Origin of the sequence: Candidatus Accumulibacter cognatus, assembly GCF_000584975.1 — a bacterium.
GTDB lineage: Bacteria > Pseudomonadota > Gammaproteobacteria > Burkholderiales > Rhodocyclaceae > Accumulibacter > Accumulibacter cognatus.
Genome location: NZ_JDST02000015.1, coordinates 16,122 through 38,251 on the forward strand (window position 1 = coordinate 16,122; position 22,130 = coordinate 38,251).

Here is a 22,130-nt window from a genome sequence, read left to right on the forward strand (position 1 = left end):
AGGCCCAGGAGAACCTGAGATGAATCTCATCCACCTTGCCCGTGCGGGCGTCATCGCGCTCATCGCGGCCAGCTGCCTCGCGGTTGCGGCACCGCAGCCCAAGGTCGCCGTAACCGACCTCGCTTATGAGGAACGTGTCAGTGAGTATTTTCGCGTTGTTTCGGCTTCCGAGAAGTCATCGTTACGTGCTTCCGGCCGCGAAAGTGAGCGCGAATCCGATTATGGCTATGCACGGCGCAGCAGCGGTTCGCTGAACGCCAAATCGGAGAAGAACTACTACGAAGCGGAAGGCACTTACAGCTACATCGATCGCGGCGAGTTACGCAAATTTACCGCGGACATCAAGGGCGAGATGCTCAAGTCAGGCCGCTTCCAGTTGGTGCAGGGCAAGCCTTTCACCGACAGCAAGCATATCGAAAGGCTGTACGACATCATCGCTCGCGTCAAGCAGGGCATGTATCCGGGTGCCGACTATGTCCTCTTCGGCTCGATCAACAGTCTGGAATTCCGCCAGGAAGCCAATCCGATCGACCACACCAACACCGTTTCGCATACGCTCAGCCTGGAACTGGTCGCTGAATTCAGCCTGATCAGCACGCGCGACTACAAGATCAAGGCGGCTTTCAGCGCGATGGGTACCGGCCAGGATGTCAAGCTGCTGAGCAGCCGTGGCGGCCGCGTCGTACTCAACCGGGGCAAGGTCGTTTCCGAAGTCTCGAAGAGCCTCGGTGAGGATGCCGCCCGTCAGCTCGACGAGCAATTGGGCGGTATCCGCAGCGACGATGTGCGCGGCGAAGGCAGCTATCGAATGCGGGAAGAACAAAACCGCGAGGAAGTGATCATTTTCCGCTGAGCAGCCGTTCCCGATGATTGTGCGTCATGCGCTCCCCAGTTGGCGCATCATTGACCCGGAGAGCGCTTCTGTTGCAACAGACAGAAGGCCAGTGCGTTTTCATGTTCGGCAGAAAGTGTCTGATCGGCACGGACGAAATGTAAGCGAAAGGCCTTTCGTGAAGCTTCCGGCGTCCTAGGGTCATAGCCGATGGCGGTGAGTGCGAGCGCCAGATCGAAGCCAACCGGAGCGGGCGGCAGCGGTGCCTCACACCACAGGCCAAAGCCCTGCTCGGCCAGCCGTTGCCAGGGAAACCAGGCGCTCGGATCGTCCTTTCGGGTTGGTGCAACATCGGCGTGACCGATGAAATTGGCCCGAGGAATCTTGTAGCGCTCCCGGATGTCCGCCAACAGGGTGAGCAAGGCTTCCATCTGAGCGTCCGCAAAGGGTTCGTGGCCATTGTTATCGAGTTCGATACCCAGCGACACCGAATTGATATCGGTGAGCCCGCCCCACCACGATTGGCCGGCATGCCAGGCGCGAGCATTTTCCTCGACCAGCTGGAAGATCTCGCCGTCACGGCCAATCAGATAGTGCGAACTGACCTTACGTTCAGGAGAAGTGAGCGTGTGCAGCGCCTGTGCAAGCGTGGAGTTGCCGGTGTGATGAATGATCACCAGATTTGGCCTGCGACCATCGAAGTTGGGCGACGCCCTCCAACCCGCCTGCATTGCCGTTTTCGGCGGCAGTGGCGCACAGGCAGCGAGGATGGCCGCCATCGCCGCTGCGAGGAGGCGAAGGAGCAGAAGATGGCGTCTCAAAGCGGGTAGTCTGGTCTGAGTTGTCTGGTCTTCATGGGGGGTCATCTTCTCGGACGGGTTGAATGCAGAGGGAAGCGCCAGCGTCAGCGGATGATACAACTTGTGATGGTCGATGCGGGGTCAGAAAGCGCAGGAGATGCCCCATGGCTGCTGCGGTGTCGCCGACAAAACGTTCCAGCAAGCGATCCGTGACCGGCGGCGGCACGGTGCTCATCCGCCGGCTAAATAGGAACGACACAAGGGGGGCTTATGCAGCGCCTGGTGATCCGCCACCGCGGCGCCGAATCGGGCAGCGGTTTCGAAGTTCAGCGCGTCGATGGCCGGGGCGCCAAGACGGCACCGGCGGTGCCACTGGACGATCCGCTGTCGCGCGCGCTGCCCGATACCGCGGCCCGCCTCGGCGAAGAACTCGTCTGGTACCTCGAAAGCTACCTCGACTATCCCTACGGTCCCCACCAGAATCGCGCCGAGCGCGTGCAGGCGGCGCTGCAATGCTGGGGCGAGGAGACCTTCACGACGCTGTTCGGCCAGGGCCAGGCGCGCGACGATTACCGCGATGCGACGCGCCACGGCCACGGCGAACTGCAACTGGCGATCGTCAGCGACACGCCGCGCATTCTCTCCTGGCCGTGGGAAGCGCTGCGCGACCCTCAGGTCGGCGACCTCGCGCAGCACTGCCGCATCGATCGCCAGCTCGACAGCGTCGCCGACCCGCCACTGCCGGCCGGCCTGTCGTCCGAGCGCGTCGGCATCCTGCTCGTCACCGCCCGGCCCTAGGCGGGCGACATCGCCTACCGCAGCATCTCGCGTCCGCTGGTCCAGCTCATCCACCAGGAAAATCTGCCGGCGGCGGTCAAGGTTCTGCGCCCGCCGACCTTCGACGCCTTGCGGCGCGAACTGCAGGCGCGCCCCGGTACCTACCACATCGTCCACTTCGACGGCCACGGCGGCTTCGGCCTGATCGGCGTCGGCGGAGCCGACCAGTTCAAGGGGCCGCAAGACAGGACTGGCTGGTGCCGCTGCTCTACCAGCATAACCCGCTGCCGCTCTCGTTCGTCACGCCAGCGCGCCGTTCGACACCCGCCCCGGCACCGGCCAGCGAGCTGCCGGAGGAAGTGCGCCTCGCCGCCAGCCATTCGCCGCACGGCGTCATCGGCCGCGACAGCGCCGTGCTGGGCCTCGAACGCGCCAGCCGCCGCGCGCCGGCCTGCTGCTGCACGGCCTCGGCGGCGCTGGGACTTCGAGCAGTACATACCGCAGGCCGATAGCGACGACCCGGTCGAGCAGTGCCTGTACGCGACGCTGCGCTACGTCGAAGAGGGACTGCCCCCCGGCGCTCAGGCCACTGCTCCATCCGATCGGGCTGCACGCGGGCCACGTCGACGCTGAATACCTGGCCGCCATGGCCGGCGAAGCGCAGCAGCCGTTCAGCGCCGGAGAGACGCGGCAGACGCTCGAGCGCCTGGAGGCCACGTGGCTGCGCGGGCTGGGCAACGGGATATCATTGATTGCAGGTAACCAAAGTCATTCCGCACCCCTTGACTGCGCCACGATCAAAGGTCACCGTCGTGCCGCAGCCTGCTGCTGCTGCCGATCGCTCGATCAGGCAATCGGCAAGGTCTGCATTGGTCCGCTGAAAGATGCGCAAGGCCTTCCAGACGGTTTCCGCGCGCTCCACCACGATCTCCTTTGTGCGCAACAGCGCTTCGAAAGCGTCGGCGATCTGTTGTCGATCAAGGTCGTAAGCTGCGTCCAGCACCCAGCCGAGTTCAACGACAGAGACCAGCGCCACAAACCCCGGCGACTCGACCGAAAGCGACTCGACGAGCCGAGTAGACAGCAGTGACTGCTCGGGATCGTCCTGCATGATGTAGCGCACGAGAACATTGGTGTCCAGGCCAATCATCGGGCGGCGGCACCACGTTTGGCGATCACCGCGTTCATCTCCTCGATCGACACCGTCTTCCGAGGCTGGCCGAACATGCCTTTCAAGGCCGTTACGGATCGCGTCGCAGCGATGAACTCGTAACGTCCGGCGGCAATCTCGACGAACTCCACGCGGTCTCCAACGCCAACGCCCAGCGCCGCTCGCACAGCGGCGGGAACAGTAATCTGGCCTTTGCTCGTAAGGGTTGCGGTGCTCATGGTCGTACCCTGATTGAAGTTTCCTTACTTTAGTGCAAGGGACTTGTCTACGCAAGCTCGGTATCAGCAAGGCAATCAGCAATTCCTTGCGGCAGCTTCCGGCGTCTGCTGACTCTCTACCGACGAGCATGCCTGGAGCGCCGCCTCGGCGCGCCCCATCAATCTACTCACATACGAAACGGACAAGCCCATCTCCCGAGCAATCGCCGTCATGCTGATGCCGCTCTGGGTATGCGCGCACAGTAATTCCTGGGCGCGGCTTTCGCTGCTGCCGAGCCACTGGCTCAGAGTCAGGAGCTGGCTTCGCTGCGGCCTGGGCACATCGCGCGAGACCTCTTGCTGCGGCACCGACAGCGCCTGCATCCGTTCGACAAAGGCCTCGTCACCGAAATAGATCTGCTGGCGCAGTGCCTCGTCCCACAGGCGTACATCGCGGCCGGCGGCAACCAGGGCAACGTAACCTTGCATGGCACGCCGTTCGTCGGCCACGCTGCACACCGGGTGTCCGAGCAGGTAGGCGTGCAGACCAGCACTGTCCAGCCACGCCGGCACCGGCACCTGCCCCACATGCGCACAGTAGCTGGACCCAGGCCCATTGCGCTGGCTGGTCGACCATGCCCGCGCGCACGGGGTTCAGCTCTACATACCGACAGACCTCTCCAGCAGGTAGGCATCGCGGTCTACCAGAATGGCCTTGAAGCGCCCCTGCAGCAGATGGCCGAGCTTCGCGTGGCGCCGGTTGAAGGCTTGCGTGTAGACGCCATTGACGTGTCGCATCAGTTGTTCCCGCTCGCCCCGTCCAAAAAACACATGAGTGACAGAGACCTCGGACGACAGGAGCCCACGCCTTCCCTCCGATATCGCGCCGCTGCTGCAAACGCATCAACCATGGCAGAAGGGAGCGCATCGGCCTGAAAAATTCAAGATCCAAATAATTGAGACATCACGCAAAGTCAACAAGGAAAAACTTGAACATCGAGTGACAAGAGTACATGAACCCTCCTCAAACAGTGCCCATTTGATTTCCGGCGAGCGGGAAGTCCGGCATGGCCGGACCGGGTGGTTTCGTTCACACCGCTGAGTGAACCGGAACGAGCGCGAAAACAGGCCGCCAGCCCATGACCGAACTGCCCCCGCGCCGCCTTTGCACCCTCCATGGCCTTTCGACGACGATGGACTCCATGCCGAAACCGGGCGCGGATCGATCTTCCCGCACCCATGGCGGGGCCGTATCCCCTTCGATCGAAGATCGCTTGCCAGGAGAAATCACATCATGTCACCACGGATCAAGGAAATCGTCGAATCCATTCGCCACACCTTGGGTCTCGCGGCGGCCCGCGTGGCCCCCGGCGCCGCCCGCTGCGGCAAGGCCCTCCAGCATCGTGGCGTCGGCCTGATGGCGCTGGCCATGCTCGCGGCCGGCGGCTACACGCTCTACGCACATCCGCCATTGCTGAGCATCGGACGTGGCGAAATTGGCCTGCGCGTAAACCAGTTCACCGGCGGCTCGACCGAGGTGCGTGCGGGCGCGGTGCTGATCATTCCGCATCTGCACGAACTGCGCCGCTTCTCTCTGCGAGACCAGGTCTACCACCCGACCGGCGGCATCAGTGCCAGCGGCCCGGCGGCTTTTCAGTCGGTGGAAGGGCTCTCGCTCGGGGTGGACATTTCGATACGCTACTCGCTCGACCCGCAGCAGATTTCGGTGATGGCCAGAACCCTGCCCCAGGACATCAACGGGGAAATCGTCGAACCGGTCGTCCAGGGCGTGCTCTACAAGACCCTTGCTCGTTACACGGTGCGCGAGATCTTCTCCAGCAAACGCCAGGAGATCCAGCAAGCCATCGAAACCGAGCTGAAACCCCGCCTGGCCGCCGACGGGATCACGCTGGAATCGGTCACCATGGGCAAGGTAGACCTGCCCCCCGATTACAAGGCCGGGATGGAAAACCTGCTCGCCGAAGAACTGGCGACCGAGAAGATGCGCTACACACTGGAACTCAAGGATAAACAGGTGAAACAGAGCGAACTCGAAGCACAAGCCGAGAAGGTCCGCCGGGAGAAAGCCGCCGAGGCTGCGGGCGAAGAGCAGATCATCGCTGCCCGGGCGCAGGCGGAAGCGATGAAACATGTGCTGCCGTTCAAGCAGAAGCAGATCGAGCAGCGCGGGCTGGAAGCCGAGGCCGAGAAACTGGCGCGCATCAAGGGGGCCGAAGCGAGCGCCCAGGCGCGTCGCATCGAGGCGGCCGGCGAGGCCGATTCGCGCCAGAAACTGGCCGACGCCGAAGCCTATCGCCAGGAGCGCATCGGCAGGATCGCCAGCGAGCAACTGGCACGCGATGGCGCGCTGATCTCGAAGAATCCCTTGCTGATCCAGAAGACGCTGGCCGACAAGCTCTCCGACAAGATCTCGGTCATCATTGCGCCGCCTCCCACTGACGGCGGCTTCATCGGCGCCACTCTGCTCGGCAGCGGCAGGAACGGGCGTTCCCAGGCAGCGAGCCAGGCGGTGTCAGACGCCCAGGGCGCGGAAGAAAGCAGCGAGGGTGGACAATGAGCCTGCTCGCCACCGCGCTCACCGTCGTTGCCATCGTCACCCAGGACCAGGCCGCCCTGCGCGCCGCGCCCAGGGAATCGGCCGTCCAGCAGGCCGTCCTGTGGCAGGGTGACTCGCTCGAAATCCGCGCCACCAAGGGCGATTACCTGCAGGTCTATGATCATCGCCGGGAGCGTGCCGGTTACATCCGCGCGAGCCAGGTTCGCCAGCAGGCACTGCAACCGGAAAATGCTTCCGAGCTGCTGGCAATCGTCCGCTTCCTGCGCGACACGCCGGGAGCGGAAGCACTGGGAATCGGCTATGCCGCCGCCTATCTCAAGGCGGCGCCAGCCGATGCGATCAACGCAGAGGTCTTCGACGCGCTCGGGACTTTCGCCGAACGTCTGGCCAAACGCGCCACCGTTCGCCAGGGGAAAGCCCCCGATACCAGCGTCGGTGCGCACCTCGAAGTCGCCGCGGCCTATGGTGTGCGGATGGTCAGCTTCGAGCGCGAAGAACAGGTTCAGATCTGCTACAACGGCGATGCTTTCCGACGCGTTCTCGCATTGCCGGCGAGCGACCAGCAGAAGGCCCTGGCCGCGCTGGCACTGACCCGTCACGATTGCGTTGCCCCGGCGCTGACCCCAACGGAACGCCTGGCGGTTGACCACTGGCGTGCCGAAGTGCTCGATCGGGTCGAAACCACTCGCCTGCCAGAGGTTCTCAAGAACCGCCTGCACCTGCGCCGGGCCGGCGTATGGGCCAGTCTCGCCTGGCAACGGGCGAGGCGCTCGGAAGCGGGCGCCGGGCCAGTCACTGCGGCGGGCAAGCGTGCGGTCGATGAACTCGCGGCGATCAACCGGAGCGAGCTGGCCGAGACGGATGCGGCCACTTACAGCGACGCCGCGATTCGCGTCGGCGCTTCGCGCTGGGCAGCCGAACCGGCAGGCGCCGTGCTTGCGGCGACGGCCCCCGGCAGTCTCGGGATCGCCACCAGTCCCGGCCAGCCTGGGGAAACCTGCGTGCACCTCGTCGACTCCCGGCACGACGCCAAGCATTCCCTGCTGACGCGTTGTACCTACGGCATCGTCTGGACCGCGTCGGCCGCCGCGCACCCGCAGGGAACGGCTCTGGCGCTGGCCGTCCAGCCGCTCGATGGCTGGCGCGAGATGTGGGTTTTTCGTCAGGAAGCGACTGGTTGGAAGGTCGATGTCGTTCCGCCGGCGACGGTGCAACCGACCCTCGGCTATGTCGAATTCGCCGGCTGGGTGCCCGGCAGCGGACAGATGCTCACCGCTCGCGAGGCGAAAGTGGACGGCCGCTACAAGCTCAGTTTCGAACTGCTCAACCCGGCCACCCTCGAGATCGATCGCTGGGCCGACAAACCGGCTTCGCTGTCTGCCTTCCAGCGCTGGCAGGCGCCAGCATGGAAGGCGCGGACGGTGAGCATTCGCTGATGACGGGTGAAGTTCCGATGGCGCTGTCCAGTGTGGGCTTGCTCATTCTCACCACGCGATCACCACTCGATTGCCTGGCCATCGCGGAAGAACCCTCCGCTCGGGCCGTCGTCCGGCAGCAGTGCCGCCCAGACGATTCCTCGAGCGCCTTCCTCGGCACTGCGGGTGGCGTTCTCGCCCCCCATGCCGGTACGGCACCAGCCGGGGCAGACCGAGTTGATCTTGATCGGAGTGCCTTCCAGCTCCTTGGCGGTGAGGCGGGTCAGCGCGTTCAGCGCCGCTTTCGACATCCGGTAACCCGGCCAGTAGCCACCCATCTGGGCCAGTTGTCCCATGCCGGACGAGACGTTCACAATTCGCCCCCAGCGATTCTCGCGCATCAGGGGAACGATGACCTGAATCAGGCGCAGCGGTGCGAGTGTGTTGCAGGCGTGCGTCGCCGCCACCAGATCCGGATCGACCACCATCACGCTGGCCGCCTGCGGAACCTGGAAATCCGGGGCTTCTAGGAATACGCCGGCATTGTTCACCAGGATGTCGGCGCGGCCGAACTCGCGGCGCAGACGGGCGCCCAGGGCGGCGACGGCGCTGGCATCGGTGACATCGGCCACATGCGGCATCACCTCGTACCCACTCGCGCGCAGTTTTTGGGCAGCGTCCTCGATCGCTTCCGCGCCGCGCCCGACCATCAGCACCATGCACCCGGCGGCGGCCAGATCGCGCGCCACGGCGAGGCCGAGGCCGCGCGCGGCACCGGTCACGACGGCCAGTTTCTGAGCTAGCATGCTTGTCTCCTGTTATTTGAACGTAGAGCCCTCATCATGCAATGGTCTGACGCGCTCGGCAAGCCGCACACTCGCTTTTCCGGCATGCCGCGCATCGTCTCGCTGGTACCCAGCCTGACCGAGTTGCTGGTCGACCTCGGCCTCGGCGAGCGGCTGGTCGGCCGCACCGGTTTCTGCATCCATCCGCGGCCGGTCGTCCGGCGGGTGCCGAAGCTCGGCGGCACCAAGGGTTTCGACATCGACAAACTGCGTGCGCTGCAGGCAACGCATGTGCTGGTCAACATCGACGAAAACCGTCGCGAGGAAGTCGAAGCCCTGGCTGATTTCGTTCCACACCTGATCGTCACCCACCCGCTGGCCGCCCGCGACAACCTCGAACTCTACCGCCTGCTGGGCGGGATTTTCGGGCGCGAAAAAGAGGCCGAGGCCCTCTGCGCCGACTTCGAACGTGCCTGGGCGGCGCTCGGCACGCTGGCCCATGGGCGACCACGGCAGCGGGTGCTCTACCTGATCTGGCGCGAACCCTGGCTCAGCGTCGCCCGCGACACCTACATCTCGCACATGCTGGCTGCCGCCGGCTGGGATACGCTGCCGCAGACAAGCGCCATCCGCTACCCGGAGGTCGATTTGCCGGGGCTGGCGCGGGCGGCCGAGATCGTATTTCTTTCCAGCGAACCCTACCCCTTTCGTGCCCAGGATCTGCGTCAGTTGACAGAACGACTGCCGGGCATCCGCGCGGCGCTGATCGACGGCGAAATGGTTTCCTGGTACGGTAGTCGGGCAATCCGCGGGCTCGCCTATCTGCGCGAGCTGCGCGCCAGTCTGGACGAATCCTGACGACTCTTCAGGACACGCCGGGGGCATCCCCCTCGTCATCCAGCGCCCAGCCCTGGCTGCGCTCGACCGCCCGGTGCCAGCGCCGGAACAGGCGTTGGCGCCCGCTCTCGTCGAGGTGCGGCGTATAGCGGTTGTCGAGCTGCCACTTCTCGGCCAGTTCCACGCGACTGCTCCAGAAACCGGTGGCCAGCCCGGCCAGATAGGCGGCACCCAGGGCGGTGGTCTCGACGATCCGCGGCACCTCCACCGGCACCCCGAGAATGTCGGCCTGGAACTGCATCAGCAGACGGTTGACCGAGGCGCCGCCATCGCAGCGCAACTCCTTCAGGGTGATTCCGGAATCGCGCTGCATCGCCTCGATCACGTCGCGCGTCTGGTAGGCCATGCTCTCGAGCACGGCCCGCACGAGGTGGCCCCGGGTGGTGCCGCGGGTGATGCCGATCAGCAGGCCGCGGGCATAGGGGTCCCAGTGCGGCGCGCCCAGACCGACCAGCGCCGGCACGAAATAGACGCCTTCGTTGTCCGGCACCGACCGCGCCAGCGCCTCGACTTCGGACGCCGAGCGGATGATTCCGAGACCGTCGCGCAGCCACTGCACGGCTGCGCCGGTGATGAAGATGGCGCCTTCCAGGGCATATTCGACAGGCTCGTCGCCAATTCCCCAGGCGATGGTGGTCAGCAGTTTCTCCTTGCTGAGGACCCGCTGGGTACCGGTGTTCATCAGCACGAACGAGCCGGTGCCGTAGGTGTTCTTGGCAAGACCCGCACCGTGGCAGGCTTGCCCGAACAAGGCTGCCTGCTGGTCGCCGGCAACGCCCGCGACGGGGATGCCGTGCGTCCCGAAGAACATCTCCGGATCGGTCGACCCGAAAATGCACGCAGACGGCCGGACTGCGGGCAGGATTGCCTTGGGGATGTCGAGCAGTTCGAGAATTTCTTCGTCCCAGCACAGTTCCTGAATGTTGTACAGCAGCGTGCGCGAGGCGTTCGAGTAGTCGGTGGCATGCGCCTTGCCGCCGGTCAACTGCCAGATCAGCCAGCAATCGATGGTGCCAAACGCGATTTCGCCGCGCCCGGCGCGTTCGCGCAGACCGTCGACCTGGTCCAGCAGCCACTTGACCTTGGTTCCGGAGAAATACGGGTCGATCACCAGGCCGGTCCGGTGACGGATCATTTCCTCCAGGCCTCGCGCTTTCAGCTCGTCGCAATGGCGGGCGGTTCGACGATCCTGCCAGACGATCGCCCGGGCCACCGGTTTGCCGGTGGCCCGGTCCCAGAGCACGGTCGTCTCCCGCTGGTTGGTGATCCCGATGGCGTGCAGATCGGTGGCCCGGACACGCGCGCTACGCAGGGCCTCGCCGATGACCTTGAGCGTCACCTGCCAGATTTCCTCGGCGTCGTGCTCGACCCAGCCCGGTCTGGGATAGTGCTGGGTGAACTCGGAATAGGCCCGACCCTTGACCTGACCGTCGTGGTCGAAAATCAGCACCGTCGTACCGGTGGTGCCCTGGTCGATCGATAGAACGTAGCCTGCCCTCATGGTTCGAGAGTCTAGGCAAGAGTGGACAGCCAGGTCAAGCGCCATCGGTCTGTGCAGTGCGATCCGCTGGAACGGCATGGCGCTGTTAGAATCTGGAATTCAACAATTTCCTTTGCCAGGTGCAGGCATGCAGATCACCCTTACCCGCCCCGATGACTGGCACCTCCATCTGCGCGATGGTGCGGCGCTGGCCGCCGTCCTGCCGCACACCGCGCGCCAGTTTGCGCGCGCCATCGTGATGCCCAATCTGCGCCCGCCAATCACGACCGTCGCCGCTGCCGAGGCGTATCGTGCGCGCATCCTGGCCGCGCTGCCGCCGGGTATGACGTTCGAACCGCTGTTGACCCTTTACCTGACCGACCATACACCCGCCGATGAAATCCGACGGGCCGTCGATAGCGACTGCGTGCACGCCGTCAAGCTTTACCCGGCCGGCGCGACAACCCACTCCGACGCGGGCGTGACGGAGATCGGTCGATGCGCGCCTGCGCTGGAGGCAATGGCCGAACTGGGGATGCCGTTGCTGGTGCACGGCGAAGCGACTGACCCGGCGGTTGACATATTCGACCGCGAGCGGGTGTTCATCGAGTGCGTGCTGCGGCCTCTGCTGGCGCGGCACCCACAGCTCCGGGTCGTTTTCGAGCATATCACGACCGCTGACGCCGCCGACTTCGTAGCCGCTTGCGGACCGAATGTTGCGGCAACGATCACCGCTCACCACCTGCTTTACAACCGCAACGCCATTTTTGCCGGCGGGGTGCGTCCGCATTACTACTGCCTGCCGGTCCTCAAACGCGAGCGGCATCGCCAGGCCCTACTGCGCGCGGCCACATCCGGCAACCCGAAATTCTTTCTCGGCACCGATTCCGCGCCACATGCGCGCGCCGGCAAGGAAGCCGCCTGCGGTTGTGCGGGTTGTTACACGGCGCATGCGGCACTCGAACTCTACGCGACCGCCTTTGAGTCGGCCGGCGCGCTCGACCGGCTGGAGGCCTTCGCCAGTTTTCATGGCCCCGACTTCTACGGCTTGCCGCGCAATGGCGGTCAGGTGACACTCGCACGGCAGGACTGGCGAGTCCCCGAAACCTTCGCCTACGCTGATGACGATCGGCTGATCCCACTAGGGGCTGGCGAATGGCTGCACTGGCGGATGCTGGACTGAGTTTGCCGCCTTTTTTCCAAATTCACCGGAGGAAATTCCCTTGCCACTGAAAAGGCTGCTCCCCTGCTTGCTGCTGCCGCTGCTGGCGGCCTGCTCGGATCAGCGCGCGTCTTTCGAGATCGCCTCGCGCCAGCATTCGCTGACGCTGATTCGTGTGCAGAACGTCTTCTGGGATAAGACCGCCAAGTATGCGATCGTCGCAGCGCGCATGCCCGATTGCATGCGTCGGCACGAGCTGGGACCGGGAGGCGCTGAAAGCAAGGTCGAGGTCTATGCGCCGGGGAACGATGCCTGGATTCTCAAGCAGGGCAAGCGCATGTTTGTCGTCGAGACGCGCAGTTGCGAGGGTTTTGCCAAGCTTGACGGCGAACCCGAGGGCGGCATGGGCCCCTTGCAGGGAACGTTCCAGATGCGCAGCGGAACCCTGACCTTTGTCGCCGCCCCGCGCGAGGCCCCCGCGGCGCAGTGAGCGACCCGCCGCGCGCCTGAATCACAGGCACACGGCCGGAGGGCTTCAGCGCCGCTCAGCAGGCGTCTGCCAGCACCTTGTTCAGCCAGGCCTCGATGTCACGCAATTCCTCAAGGCACACCGTATGCTCGGCGGCGTAGCCATGCCACTGCACCGGGTAGTCCGCGGCCTTGAGCAGCTTGGCGGAACGTTTGCCGAGGTCGTAGGGAATGACCGGGTCGGCACGCCCATGCGCCATGAAGATCGGCACATCGCGGTTCGCCTGCTGCGCTTCTTCAGCCAGGGTCTCGGCCATCGGCAGATAGCACGACAGCGCCAGAATCCCGGCCAGGCGCCGCGGGTGACGCAGGCCGGTGTGCAAGGCGATGACTCCGCCCTGCGAAAAACCGGCCAGCACGATGCGCGCATCCGCGATGCCCCGTGCATTCTCACGGTCAAGCAGGGCTTCGATCTGTTGCGCGGATGTGCGCACGCCCTCCGCCTCCTCGCGCCCCGGTGCAAAATCGACTGAGACGATGTCATACCAGGCGCGCATCACGTAGCCCGCATTGATGGTCACTGCCCGCATGGGCGCGTGCGGAAAGACAAAACGCAGCGCCGGCAACTGATCAAAATCGAATTCGTCTACGATCGGCTCGAAGTCATGCCCGTCGGCACCCAGGCCGTGTAGCCAGATGATCGCGCATTTGGGGGACTCGCCGGTTTGCCGCTCGACGGTCGGCAGCAACTGGCCAGCAGCGGTGGCGGGGGGCGGTTTGACGGTCATGGTAGGGATCCTTGTTCTTGTGGGGGGCGCCATTGTAGCAGTCACTCCCCCTGCATCGACCCGACGAGCCGGCCGCATGTACCGGCACGACGCGACAGGAGCGCGCATGCCGGTTTACCGTAGTTGATCAGACCTTGCGAATCTGGGTCATGATCGCTTTGGCAATGGCCGCCGTGCCGTCCTCGCCGCGGAATTCGATCGGACAGACCACGGTCAGCGCCTTTTCAACCGCACGTTCCAGAATTCGTGCGCCATGTGCCAGCCGGGGTTCACCATGCTGGTCGGCCAGCCAGTCCAGCATCAGCGCCGCCGACAGGATCTGGGCAACCGGATTGGCGATGCCCAGACCGGCCATGTGGGGCGCACTACCGTGCGCAGGCTGAAAAACCGCATGCTTTTCCCCGATGTCGGCCGACGGCGCCAGACCGAGGCTGCCCACGACACCGGCCGCCAGGTCGGAAAGAATGCCTCCGAAAGCGTTCTCGGTCACCAGCACGTCGAAGTCCCACGGCGCCCTGACCAGATTCATGGCCATCGCGTCTACGTAGACGTACTCCGACTTGATCTCAGGGTGTTGGGCGGCTACCTCGGCGAAGACCTTGCGGAAGAAGGCCATCGAAGAGAGTACATTGGCCTTGTCGATGCAAGTAACCTTGCCCGTACGCCGCCGGCTCTTGGCGCGTCGAGAAGCAATACGGAAAGCAAACTCGGAAATCCGGCGGCTGCCGTGGCGCGAGACCTTCATCGTCTCCCAGGCGAGCTGGTCCTCCTCCACCGTCCCTCGCCCGCGCGAGTAGAAAAGCCCTTCGCTCTGCTCGCGAACGATCACCAGATCGATCAGCGCCGCACGCTTGTCGGCCAGTACGCGCGGCAGGCCAGGATAGCTTCGGATCGGGCGCAGACCGGCGTACAAATCCATTTCAACCCGCAAATCGAACTGCGTCGAGATTTCCGTCCCATCGGGGTAACGGACATCCGGCAGGCCAAAAGCGCCCAATAGAACGGCATCGGCTTTCTTGCACACGGCCATGCTTTCATCGGAGAAGGCGGTGCCGGTTTTCTGGTAGAAACCCGCACCACCTTCGAGTTTGCGGTAGTCGAAACCGATGCCGCCCAGGCGCTCCTGCAGGATGTCCAGCACTTGCAGGCAGGCAGCCACGATTTCAGGGCCAATGCCGTCGCCGGGAATGACAGCGATGTGAAAGCGCGAATCTCTTTTCATGGGTTCGGTTGTCCTGGAGGTGCAGCAATGCGGATGCGGTGATCGACAGGTTTTGGCCAACACAATCAGGAGGTCGATGCCTGGCCAGGCAAGTAGCCAGCCCTGCGTCAACTGCAGAGGTCATGCCTGCCTCCTCGCTGTCCACAACCATGCACACTTTAATTAAACACGCCGCGCGGTCAAGGGCTTTTTGCTGCCGGCATCAAATTTGATGGCTCTGGGCACCGAGTGTCGCCCCCGACGCATGCGCCGGAATCGCCACTCGATCCCGCACCCCTATTCCTGCCGGGGCGCGTGGGTGTGCCCTCGTTGCGCCCGACCTACGGCACATGCTAGGGTTGTTTCCCCAATCATCCGTCGGAGGACCATCCCATGGCGTTCAATCCCGCATCGCGAGTTCAGGACTATCTGGTATTCGGAGAATTCGGGGATGTCAATCCGTCGATCACCGACTCCTCCACCTATACATTCCTAAGCCCGGAACGAATGGCGGAGTTGTTCGAGCACGAGATCGAAGGCTGCTTCCTCTACTCGCGCCACTTCAACCCGACCAACAAGTACCTGGCCAGCGCGCTGGAAAGGATGGAGGACGGTGAAGCGGCGCAGGTCATGGCCTCCGGAATGGGGGCGATCAGCACCACCTTGATGACCCTGTGCGGGGCAGGCGACGAGATCGTCTGCGGCCGCAGCATATACGGCGGCACCTATGCGTTGCTGAAGAACCTGCTGCCGCGCTTCGGCGTCAACACGCGCTTCGTCGACCTCTGCAATCACGACGCCGTCCGTGCCGCGATGACGCCGCGCACGCGCGTCCTCTACTGCGAGTCGCTCAGCAACCCTCTGCTCGAAGTCAGCGACCTGCCGGCACTGGCCACCATCGCGCACGAGAACGGTGCCCGCCTGGTGGTGGACAACACCTTCACGCCGATGATCCTGTCGCCGCTACGCCACGGCGCCGACGTCGTGGTGCACAGCCTGACCAAGTTCGTCAACGGCACCAGCGACTGTGTTGCCGGCTGTGTCGTCTCGTCGCGTGACTTCATTGCCCGGCTCAACGACATCAATGCCGGACCCAGCATGCTCCTGGGGCCGGTGCTCGACAGCACGCGCGCGGCGAGCATCCTCAAGAACCTGCACAGTCTGCACATCCGACTTCGCCAGCACGGCAACAACGCGCTGTATCTGGCCAACCGGCTCGAAACGATGGGTTATACGGTGCATTACCCCGGCCTCACCCGCCATCCGCAGCATCGGCTGCTGGCCCGGCTGATGAATCCCGGTTATGGCTGGGGGGGAATGCTCACCTTCGACGCTGGCGATCACGCCGCCGCCAATCGCCTGATGACGCTGATGCAACGCGACAAGGTCGGCTACCTGGCCGTCAGCCTCGGCTACTTCAAGACCCTGTTCACGTCTCCTGGCCATAGCACATCGTCCGAGATCCCGCTCGAGGAACGCCAGGCCGCCGGCCTGCACGACGGGCTGATACGCTTTTCGATCGGACTTGACGAAGATATCTCGGAGACGATGGCGCGCATCGAACGCTGCCTTGGCGAAGCCGGCATCCAACCCGGCAGGTGAGCGACATCGCTCAACCCTGTACCAGTCTGTCTCCGGCAGGCCAGGCGGTCGTCTGCCTCAGGGGGAAGGCGACGGCCATGCCCCCGAAAATTTTTTTCCGCCGCCGATGCGCCGCAAGCCAGTGATTTCACGGCTTTTCCGGAAGTCTGCAGGGCTGTCGGCGAATAACTACATATAGTCTCATGGTTGCCTTTAAACACTATATGCAGTAGCTTTACGTCTGTCCCGCCCTGCAGCCACCGGCTTTTCCGAGCCTGGATCTGCACGTTCAGGCACGCCCATCAGCCGCACCGCGTCGATCCAGCTGGTGCCGGCCAGCCGCACCCATTTCTTTGCATCCATCCTATGGAGGACGACCCATGAGCCAGCTCGTACATCAGCTTCCCCTGTCCGAAGTCGCCGAAGCTCCCGCGATCGTGCCACTCGCCGAACAGGAAATCGCCGCCGAAGTACTCGTCGAAAAATATGCCAAGGGCCATGAACTCACGGTTCACGACGTGCGCCGCCGCGTTGCCCGTGCCCTTGCCGCTGCCGAGGAAGAAAAGCAGCGCGCGCACTGGGAAGCGCGCTTCCTGTGGGCGCAGGAGAACGGCTTCGTGCCGGCCGGACGCATCAACTCGGCCGCCGGCACGACGCTCGCGGCGACCCTGATCAACTGCTTCGTGCAGCCGATCGGCGATTCGGTGGTCGAAATCGTCGATGGCAAGCCCGGCATCTACAGTGCCCTGGCCGAAGCCGCCGAAACCATGCGGCGGGGCGGTGGCGTCGGTTACGACTTCTCGTCGATCCGCCCGATCGGCGCGCTGGTCAAGGGCACGCAGTCGCGTGCCTCCGGTCCGGTATCCTATATGCGCGTTTTCGACCGCTCGTGCGAGACCGTCGAATCCGCCGGCGCCCGCCGTGGTGCGCAGATGGGCGTGCTGCGCTGCGACCACCCGGATATCGAAGTTTTCATCCACGCCAAGGACCATGGCGACCTCTCCAACTTCAACGTCTCGATCGCCGTCACCGACGCTTTCATGCAGGCCGTCGAAACCGATGGCGAAGTCGAACTGACGCACCGTGCCGAGCCCAGCCTGGACATGAAGCGCGACGGCGCCTTCCAGCGCGAAGACGGCGTCTGGGTGTACCGCCGCGTGCGCGCCCGCGACCTCTGGGACCAGGTGATGAAATCCACCTACGACCACGCCGAACCGGGAATCCTCTTCCTCGACCGCATGAACAAGGACAACAACCTCTACTACTGCGAAGTCATCGAGGCCACCAACCCCTGCGCTGAACAACCGCTGCCGCCCTACGGCTGCTGCTGCCTGGGATCGATCAACCTGACCCTGTTCGTCCGCGACGCCTTCAGCGCGCTCGCCGAGTTCGACTTCGACGCCTTCGGCGAAGTCATCGAGGTGTCGACACGCATGCTCGACAACGTCCTCGACGTCACCGCCTGGCCGCTCGCCCGCCAGCGCGAGGAGGCCGCCAACAAGCGCCGCGTCGGGCTCGGCTTCACCGGCCTCGGCGACACCCTGTGCATGCTGCGCCTGCGCTACGACCGTCCGGAAGCAACCGCGATGGGCGCGCGCATCTCCGAATTCATGCGCGACACCGCCTACCGCGCGTCGGTCGAACTGGCGAAGGAACGCGGCGCCTTCCCGCTGTTCAACGCCGAACTCTACCTCTCGGGCGGCAACTTCGCCTCACGCCTGCCCATTGAAATCAAGAACGAGATCCGCAGGCACGGCCTGCGAAACTCGCATCTGCTGTCGATCGCGCCGACCGGAACGATCTCTCTGGCCTTCGCCGACAACGCCTCGAACGGCATCGAACCGCCGTTCTCCTGGACCTACAGCCGCAAGAAGCGCATGGCCGACGGCACGCTCAAGGAATACGCCGTCGAGGATTATGCCTGGCGCCTCTACAAGCACCGCGGCGGCGATGTCGAAAAGCTCCCCGACTACTTCGTCACCGCGCTTGAAATCTCGGCACAGGCGCACAAGAACATGGTCGCCGCGGTTGCCCCGTACATCGACACCTCGATTTCCAAGACGGTCAATGTGCCGGCCGATTACCCCTATGAAGACTTCCAGGACCTCTACCTGAGCGCCTGGAAATCCGGCCTCAAGGGGCTGGCCACCTACCGCCCGAATACCGTTCTCGGGTCGGTGCTGTCGGTCGGGTCACCGTCCGGGTCACCATCCATTGCGCAGAAACAGGCCGAAGACAAAAAACAGCCGCAGGATTTCGTCACCGGCGACGCCAACCGCCGCCTGACCATCAAGACCCTGCCGGCGCCAGTACTCGCCAGCCTGCGCTGGCCGAACCGCCCACACCTGCCGGAGGGCAACATGGCCTGGACCTACATGATCGAGCACACGCACGGCAAATTCGCACTCTTCGTCGGCCAGGTCGATCAGGACGAGCGCCGCTGGCCCTTCGAAGTCTGGGTCAATGGCCCGGAACAGCCGCGCGGTCTCGGCGCCGTCGCCAAGACGCTGTCGATGGACATGCGCGCCAACGACCACGGCTGGCTGGCGCTGAAACTCGAGTCGCTGGCCAAGACCGCCAGCGACGAGAGTTTCGAGATGCCTTTCCCGCCGCATGGCGAACGCAAGCGCATGCCCTCGGTGGTCGCCGCCATGGCCCGACTGATCCAGTTTCATGTCGAACGCCTCGGCGCTTTCGAGTACGAAGGCACGACACCGGTGCTCGACGCGATGTTCAGCCTCAAGGAACCCAAGACCGGCACCGACGGCACCTTGTCGTGGACCGTCGATGTCTATAACCCGGCGACCAGCGAAGACTTCGTCCTCGGCCTCAAGGAAATCACCCTGCCCAACGGCGTCACCCGCCCCTACTCGGTGTGGCTCTCCGGCCACTACCCGCGCGCCCTCGACGGCCTGACCAGACTCCTGTCGCTCGACATGCGCGTCATCGACCCGGCGTGGATCGGCATGAAGCTGCGCAAACTCCTCGACTACCCCGAACCGCTCGGCGACTTCATGGCCTTCATCCCCGGCACTCGCCGCCAGACCACCTACCCCTCGACGGTCGCCTACCTCGCGCAACTGATCATCCACCGCTACGCGATGCTCGGCATCCTCGACGAGAGCGGCCTGCCCAGGCAGCAGATGGGGATTCTGCAGACGCCGGCAGGCAGCACGGCCACGCAGCCGACCCCCGGAAAACTATGTAGCGAATGCGGAAATCTGACGGTGATCCGGAAGGACGGGTGCGATTTCTGTACGGCTTGCGGGGCGGTGGGAAGTTGTGGCTGAGGGAGTGCAGGTACGGCAGGGGGCACTTGCGGGGCTCCTGGTCCCGTCCAGGGGTCGACCAGATTGAGGCGCACCGTGACGCAATTACCGATATTCTTAGTGAATACACAAGGGAGTACTTGAATGGTTTTCAACAGATTTTCTGGATGCAGAATGCGCGAAAAAGGGCTGCTGACGCAAAGTGTTGCGTCAAGTAGGATTGCTACATCACGTTGGACACCATGATCCGTAGCCCACTACTTGTCCCGCTGGCCGATTTCGAGCGTATTTTTCGCACGATACACGGCGTGCTGGTCGCAAAGGGCTTTCAGTCGCCGGAGAAGTGCTGCCAGTTCTTCTCTATCGTCGGGGCGACGATTCTTGACAAGCACTATGGACTGAAGGCTGTCCCTTGCTTTGGTGTGGCGGCGTTTAATGTGGGGCTGCAGAAGCATATAGCGTTCGCAAGCGTTAATGGTTGCCCGTCCGTTAATGGTTTTCATGCGTGGGTTGAATCCGAAGGCTGGATTGTTGACTTCTCCTCCCCGCTTCTCTCGGAGCTCGCAGAGAAGGCGGGAATTGGCTCTTGTGGGAGAAAGATGTTCCAAAAACCAGCGGTGGAATCCGCGCCCTCCATTGAAGAACTTGACTCCGAACTGTCGTTCTATGTGGCGCCTTACCAAGATTTTTCCGCGAAACGAATTGACGCCTTCTTTGAATCCAAGCTGTACGTGGATGTTCTCTACTACTGTGTCAACTGGTACAAACGCCCGCCCCAAAAAATGAATGAGCCGGTACTTGTCGGGCAAAACATAAAGGGGGAACCGGAATGCGCCTTCCTTTCGCCATTCAGGGTCAATGGGGCGTGGTAACTCTATCGTGCATATATTCATGATGTCCAACCCTGCGTTCGAGGCGACCTGCGCGAAAATCCGCGCAGGCGCCTCAACTCCACGTTGGGCGTCTTGATAGCAGCATGAGGCAACGCCTTCTCAACCGCTACGAAGAAGTTACCTACGAGTCGCTGACTCGCGTCTGCGAGTCGAATGGCGCACGTGTTTTCCCAAAGGTCAGACTGGCCGATGTCTTTGCTATCGAGAAGAGCGGGCTCTCTTCCGAGCAGTTCGGCTACGGCTTACGATCGCATTTCGACTTCTTGGTTACCGACAACGACTATCAGCCGCAATTCAGCGTCGAATTCGACGGCCCATTGCACAAGTCGAGCGCCATTCAGCGGCACCGCGATCTACTGAAGAACGAGCTCTGCGAACATTTTGGGCATGGCCTTCTGCGTATCAATTCGAAGTACCTTACACCGGCTTACCGAGGGCTTGATTTGCTGACGTACTTCGTGGATGCGTGGTTCCTAGAGCGAGCATTCGATGAAGCACAAAGGAGTGGGGCCGTTCCATACGATGAGCCGTTCGATATCACATTCATCTATTCCACTGGCAACTCGAACGGAAGGAAGTGGCCGTACTGGCTCACGTTGGACATTCAGACAGAAATGCAAAGGCTGCACAACGAAAGACGTATCGGTCAAATGGCCCCATCTCATCACGTGGGGACGGATAACGATGGCAACTACCGCTGTATGTCTTGGCTGGTCATGGATGCTACGAGCGTGCTTTCTGTCACTACCGGTATGAGAGCCCAGCGGTTTCCTGCCGTCTATGAGAACGAGCTAGTAAGCATGCTCGCGATGTTTGACCTTTATCGCAATCTGCTGTCCGTGCTATCAGGGCCTCGCGCTGCTCTGATGGATCGCAACCGGTTCTTCCAAGAGCGGCTACCGGCTTTCCAACAACGATTTCCGATGGTCAGTGCAGCAAGCGTGGGTGCGACTGTATGAACCGGCGACGCCCAACCCATCATTCCACCGGACCTGCGCGAAAAGCCGCGCAGGCCGGTGAATTCAAACGTTGGGCGTCATGAGTGCCGCTATTTACCGATCAATTCTTCTTGGGCTAGCTCTCAGCGTTTCGGCTAACGCTTGGTCACGCGACTTGGCCGGACATTGGGACTTGAAGATTGAGAACAGAGAGCACCATGTCGTCACTGCTCTCGTTATCGAGTTCACTGCGCATCCGGCTCAGACGTGTGAAGACGGAATCTGGCTCCGTGTCGATGTGGTATCCGCAACTACAGAGGACAGTAAATTCTTCCCGGTGTCAGACCCACTGTCATATAGCGTCAAAAATAACCGCCTAGTACTAGACCGTGGTGGCGTATGCGATGGAGGAGCCTTCCTGCCCGGCGCGCTCAATGACGAAACCATTCGCGGCGAATATATCAGTGGAGCGCGTGGTCTCAGGCTGCTCGGCTTCTTTACATTGAGCAAAAGAAAGTGAACCGAATGACGCCCAACATCACAATCCACCGGACCTCCGGCAAGCTGCGCTTGCCTGCGTCCGGTGATTTTCAACGTTGCTCGAGAAAGGTGGCTGCGTTGATGGACGCAACGGGCAAGGGTATAGCTAGCACATCGGCGTGGGCTGTATAAAGCGTGGAAAATCTGCTCATAAGCGAAGTGTGTACTGAGCGGATGTATAACGCGAGCGTTCATACACACGCCCAGCGCACACTTCGGAGTCAAGCAGATCCCTCTTGGTGGGTCGTTCGGCGGTGGGCATGGAGACCTTTCGGCTTCCCCCGCCCCCTTTCCCGTTCAACGCGTCGCTGGAGCACACTCGCCGCCTTACGGCGTCAAGGTGCTCACCTCCAACGTT

22 protein-coding genes are annotated in these 22,130 nt (G+C 63.1%); 13 read left to right on the forward strand and 9 right to left on the reverse strand.

Annotated features, from left to right (window positions below; translation table 11 throughout):
- Positions 1 to 19 precede the first annotated feature (19 nt).
- Positions 20 to 853, forward strand: coding sequence for a hypothetical protein (locus tag AW06_RS03780; protein WP_046536317.1), 834 nt, complete (start codon positions 20 to 22; stop codon positions 851 to 853).
- 47 nt (positions 854 to 900) lie between these two features.
- Here the strand turns inward: AW06_RS03780 and AW06_RS03785 are convergent, their stop codons facing one another.
- A complete protein-coding gene (locus AW06_RS03785) occupies positions 901 to 1,698 on the reverse strand; it encodes an N-acetylmuramoyl-L-alanine amidase (protein WP_138678138.1) in 798 nt (265 codons plus the stop codon).
- 204 nt (positions 1,699 to 1,902) lie between these two features.
- On the opposite strand from AW06_RS03785, the gene AW06_RS03790 reads away from it, so the two are divergent.
- On the forward strand, positions 1,903 to 2,430 hold the full coding sequence (locus AW06_RS03790; RefSeq protein WP_034945785.1) for a hypothetical protein: 528 nt from the start codon (positions 1,903 to 1,905) through the stop codon (positions 2,428 to 2,430).
- 236 nt (positions 2,431 to 2,666) lie between these two features.
- Entirely contained in the window at positions 2,667 to 2,921 is a 255-nt protein-coding gene (locus AW06_RS03795; RefSeq protein WP_034945788.1) for a hypothetical protein, read from the forward strand.
- Between the two features lie 233 nt (positions 2,922 to 3,154).
- On the opposite strand, the gene AW06_RS03800 is transcribed toward AW06_RS03795, so the two are convergent.
- From AW06_RS03800 to AW06_RS19845, 4 genes are all read right to left on the reverse strand, one after another.
- Positions 3,155 to 3,559, reverse strand: coding sequence for a type II toxin-antitoxin system VapC family toxin (locus tag AW06_RS03800; RefSeq protein ID WP_034945792.1), 405 nt, complete (start codon positions 3,557 to 3,559; stop codon positions 3,155 to 3,157).
- Positions 3,556 to 3,798, reverse strand: coding sequence for an AbrB/MazE/SpoVT family DNA-binding domain-containing protein (locus tag AW06_RS03805; RefSeq protein WP_034945795.1), 243 nt, complete (start codon positions 3,796 to 3,798; stop codon positions 3,556 to 3,558). Before AW06_RS03805 ends, AW06_RS03800 begins: the two co-directional genes overlap by 4 nt.
- A gap of 75 nt (positions 3,799 to 3,873) precedes the next feature.
- Complete coding sequence (locus AW06_RS03810) at positions 3,874 to 4,350, reverse strand: hypothetical protein (RefSeq protein ID WP_212761124.1); 477 nt, start codon at positions 4,348 to 4,350, stop codon at positions 3,874 to 3,876.
- Positions 4,351 to 4,437: 87 nt separating this feature from the next.
- Complete coding sequence (locus AW06_RS19845) at positions 4,438 to 4,575, reverse strand: hypothetical protein (protein WP_212761123.1); 138 nt, start codon at positions 4,573 to 4,575, stop codon at positions 4,438 to 4,440.
- A gap of 496 nt (positions 4,576 to 5,071) precedes the next feature.
- On the opposite strand from AW06_RS19845, the gene AW06_RS03815 reads away from it, so the two are divergent.
- Both AW06_RS03815 and AW06_RS03820 read left to right on the forward strand, forming a co-directional pair.
- A complete protein-coding gene (locus tag AW06_RS03815; RefSeq protein ID WP_034945798.1) occupies positions 5,072 to 6,355 on the forward strand; it encodes an SPFH domain-containing protein in 1,284 nt (427 codons plus the stop codon).
- Positions 6,352 to 7,791 carry a hypothetical protein gene (locus tag AW06_RS03820; protein ID WP_034945801.1) on the forward strand — a complete coding sequence of 480 codons (1,440 nt, stop codon included), beginning with the start codon at positions 6,352 to 6,354 and terminating at the stop codon, positions 7,789 to 7,791. The genes AW06_RS03815 and AW06_RS03820 overlap by 4 nt, the downstream gene beginning before the upstream one ends.
- Before the next feature lie 59 nt (positions 7,792 to 7,850).
- Here the strand turns inward: AW06_RS03820 and AW06_RS03825 are convergent, their stop codons facing one another.
- Positions 7,851 to 8,576 carry an SDR family NAD(P)-dependent oxidoreductase gene (locus tag AW06_RS03825; protein WP_034945804.1) on the reverse strand — a complete coding sequence of 242 codons (726 nt, stop codon included), beginning with the start codon at positions 8,574 to 8,576 and terminating at the stop codon, positions 7,851 to 7,853.
- A 36-nt stretch (positions 8,577 to 8,612) separates the two neighbouring features.
- Between AW06_RS03825 and AW06_RS03830 the strand changes: the two genes are divergently transcribed.
- On the forward strand, positions 8,613 to 9,413 hold the full coding sequence (locus AW06_RS03830) for a helical backbone metal receptor (protein WP_034945808.1): 801 nt from the start codon (positions 8,613 to 8,615) through the stop codon (positions 9,411 to 9,413).
- 7 nt (positions 9,414 to 9,420) lie between these two features.
- On the opposite strand, the gene glpK is transcribed toward AW06_RS03830, so the two are convergent.
- The gene (glpK, locus tag AW06_RS03835) at positions 9,421 to 10,953 is read right to left on the reverse strand and encodes a glycerol kinase GlpK (RefSeq protein ID WP_034945811.1); all 1,533 of its coding nucleotides are present in this window, start codon (positions 10,951 to 10,953) and stop codon (positions 9,421 to 9,423) included.
- 127 nt (positions 10,954 to 11,080) lie between these two features.
- On the opposite strand from glpK, the gene pyrC reads away from it, so the two are divergent.
- Complete coding sequence (pyrC, locus tag AW06_RS03840; protein ID WP_034945814.1) at positions 11,081 to 12,115, forward strand: dihydroorotase; 1,035 nt, start codon at positions 11,081 to 11,083, stop codon at positions 12,113 to 12,115.
- Positions 12,116 to 12,155: 40 nt separating this feature from the next.
- Entirely contained in the window at positions 12,156 to 12,584 is a 429-nt protein-coding gene (locus AW06_RS03845; RefSeq protein WP_034945817.1) for a hypothetical protein, read from the forward strand.
- 55 nt (positions 12,585 to 12,639) lie between these two features.
- Here AW06_RS03845 and AW06_RS03850 read toward each other — a convergent pair whose 3' ends face one another.
- Positions 12,640 to 13,350 (reverse strand): alpha/beta hydrolase-fold protein, encoded by a 711-nt coding sequence (locus AW06_RS03850; RefSeq protein WP_046536809.1) that lies wholly within the window; start codon positions 13,348 to 13,350, stop codon positions 12,640 to 12,642.
- Between the two features lie 127 nt (positions 13,351 to 13,477).
- The gene (locus AW06_RS03855; protein ID WP_034945851.1) at positions 13,478 to 14,572 is read right to left on the reverse strand and encodes an isocitrate/isopropylmalate family dehydrogenase; all 1,095 of its coding nucleotides are present in this window, start codon (positions 14,570 to 14,572) and stop codon (positions 13,478 to 13,480) included.
- Positions 14,573 to 14,944: 372 nt separating this feature from the next.
- Between AW06_RS03855 and AW06_RS03860 the strand changes: the two genes are divergently transcribed.
- From AW06_RS03860 to AW06_RS03880, 5 genes are all read left to right on the forward strand, one after another.
- Entirely contained in the window at positions 14,945 to 16,153 is a 1,209-nt protein-coding gene (locus AW06_RS03860) for an aminotransferase class I/II-fold pyridoxal phosphate-dependent enzyme (protein ID WP_034945820.1), read from the forward strand.
- A 359-nt stretch (positions 16,154 to 16,512) separates the two neighbouring features.
- Positions 16,513 to 19,422, forward strand: a complete 2,910-nt coding sequence (locus AW06_RS03865) for an adenosylcobalamin-dependent ribonucleoside-diphosphate reductase (protein ID WP_034945822.1) — start codon at positions 16,513 to 16,515, stop codon at positions 19,420 to 19,422.
- A gap of 221 nt (positions 19,423 to 19,643) precedes the next feature.
- Positions 19,644 to 20,273, forward strand: a complete 630-nt coding sequence (locus tag AW06_RS03870) for a DUF2026 family protein (RefSeq protein ID WP_034945824.1) — start codon at positions 19,644 to 19,646, stop codon at positions 20,271 to 20,273.
- A 104-nt stretch (positions 20,274 to 20,377) separates the two neighbouring features.
- Positions 20,378 to 21,253, forward strand: coding sequence for a DUF2726 domain-containing protein (locus AW06_RS03875; protein WP_273704356.1), 876 nt, complete (start codon positions 20,378 to 20,380; stop codon positions 21,251 to 21,253).
- Between the two features lie 172 nt (positions 21,254 to 21,425).
- Positions 21,426 to 21,752, forward strand: coding sequence for a hypothetical protein (locus AW06_RS03880; protein WP_273704357.1), 327 nt, complete (start codon positions 21,426 to 21,428; stop codon positions 21,750 to 21,752).
- Positions 21,753 to 22,130: the final 378 nt, after the last annotated feature.

Excerpts from the sequence above, each read along its gene's own strand:
- AW06_RS03870 (WP_034945824.1), top strand. The coding sequence starts at position 19,644 with ATGATCCGTAGCCCACTACTTGTCCCGCTGGCCGATTTCGAGCGTATT.
- AW06_RS03830 (WP_034945808.1), top strand. The coding sequence starts at position 8,613 with ATGCAATGGTCTGACGCGCTCGGCAAGCCGCACACTCGCTTTTCCGGC.
- AW06_RS03850 (WP_046536809.1), bottom strand. The coding sequence starts at position 13,350 with ATGACCGTCAAACCGCCCCCCGCCACCGCTGCTGGCCAGTTGCTGCCG.
- AW06_RS03860 (WP_034945820.1), top strand. The coding sequence starts at position 14,945 with ATGGCGTTCAATCCCGCATCGCGAGTTCAGGACTATCTGGTATTCGGA.
- AW06_RS19845 (WP_212761123.1), bottom strand. The coding sequence starts at position 4,575 with ATGCGACACGTCAATGGCGTCTACACGCAAGCCTTCAACCGGCGCCAC.
- AW06_RS03825 (WP_034945804.1), bottom strand. The coding sequence starts at position 8,576 with ATGCTAGCTCAGAAACTGGCCGTCGTGACCGGTGCCGCGCGCGGCCTC.
- AW06_RS03865 (WP_034945822.1), top strand. The coding sequence starts at position 16,513 with ATGAGCCAGCTCGTACATCAGCTTCCCCTGTCCGAAGTCGCCGAAGCT.
- AW06_RS03800 (WP_034945792.1), bottom strand. The coding sequence starts at position 3,559 with ATGATTGGCCTGGACACCAATGTTCTCGTGCGCTACATCATGCAGGAC.
- AW06_RS03815 (WP_034945798.1), top strand. The coding sequence starts at position 5,072 with ATGTCACCACGGATCAAGGAAATCGTCGAATCCATTCGCCACACCTTG.
- glpK (WP_034945811.1), bottom strand. The coding sequence starts at position 10,953 with ATGAGGGCAGGCTACGTTCTATCGATCGACCAGGGCACCACCGGTACG.
- AW06_RS03820 (WP_034945801.1), top strand. The coding sequence starts at position 6,352 with ATGAGCCTGCTCGCCACCGCGCTCACCGTCGTTGCCATCGTCACCCAG.
- AW06_RS03785 (WP_138678138.1), bottom strand. The coding sequence starts at position 1,698 with ATGACCCCCCATGAAGACCAGACAACTCAGACCAGACTACCCGCTTTG.
- AW06_RS03790 (WP_034945785.1), top strand. The coding sequence starts at position 1,903 with ATGCAGCGCCTGGTGATCCGCCACCGCGGCGCCGAATCGGGCAGCGGT.
- AW06_RS03780 (WP_046536317.1), top strand. The coding sequence starts at position 20 with ATGAATCTCATCCACCTTGCCCGTGCGGGCGTCATCGCGCTCATCGCG.
- AW06_RS03805 (WP_034945795.1), bottom strand. The coding sequence starts at position 3,798 with ATGAGCACCGCAACCCTTACGAGCAAAGGCCAGATTACTGTTCCCGCC.
- AW06_RS03855 (WP_034945851.1), bottom strand. The coding sequence starts at position 14,572 with ATGAAAAGAGATTCGCGCTTTCACATCGCTGTCATTCCCGGCGACGGC.
- AW06_RS03875 (WP_273704356.1), top strand. The coding sequence starts at position 20,378 with ATGAGGCAACGCCTTCTCAACCGCTACGAAGAAGTTACCTACGAGTCG.
- pyrC (WP_034945814.1), top strand. The coding sequence starts at position 11,081 with ATGCAGATCACCCTTACCCGCCCCGATGACTGGCACCTCCATCTGCGC.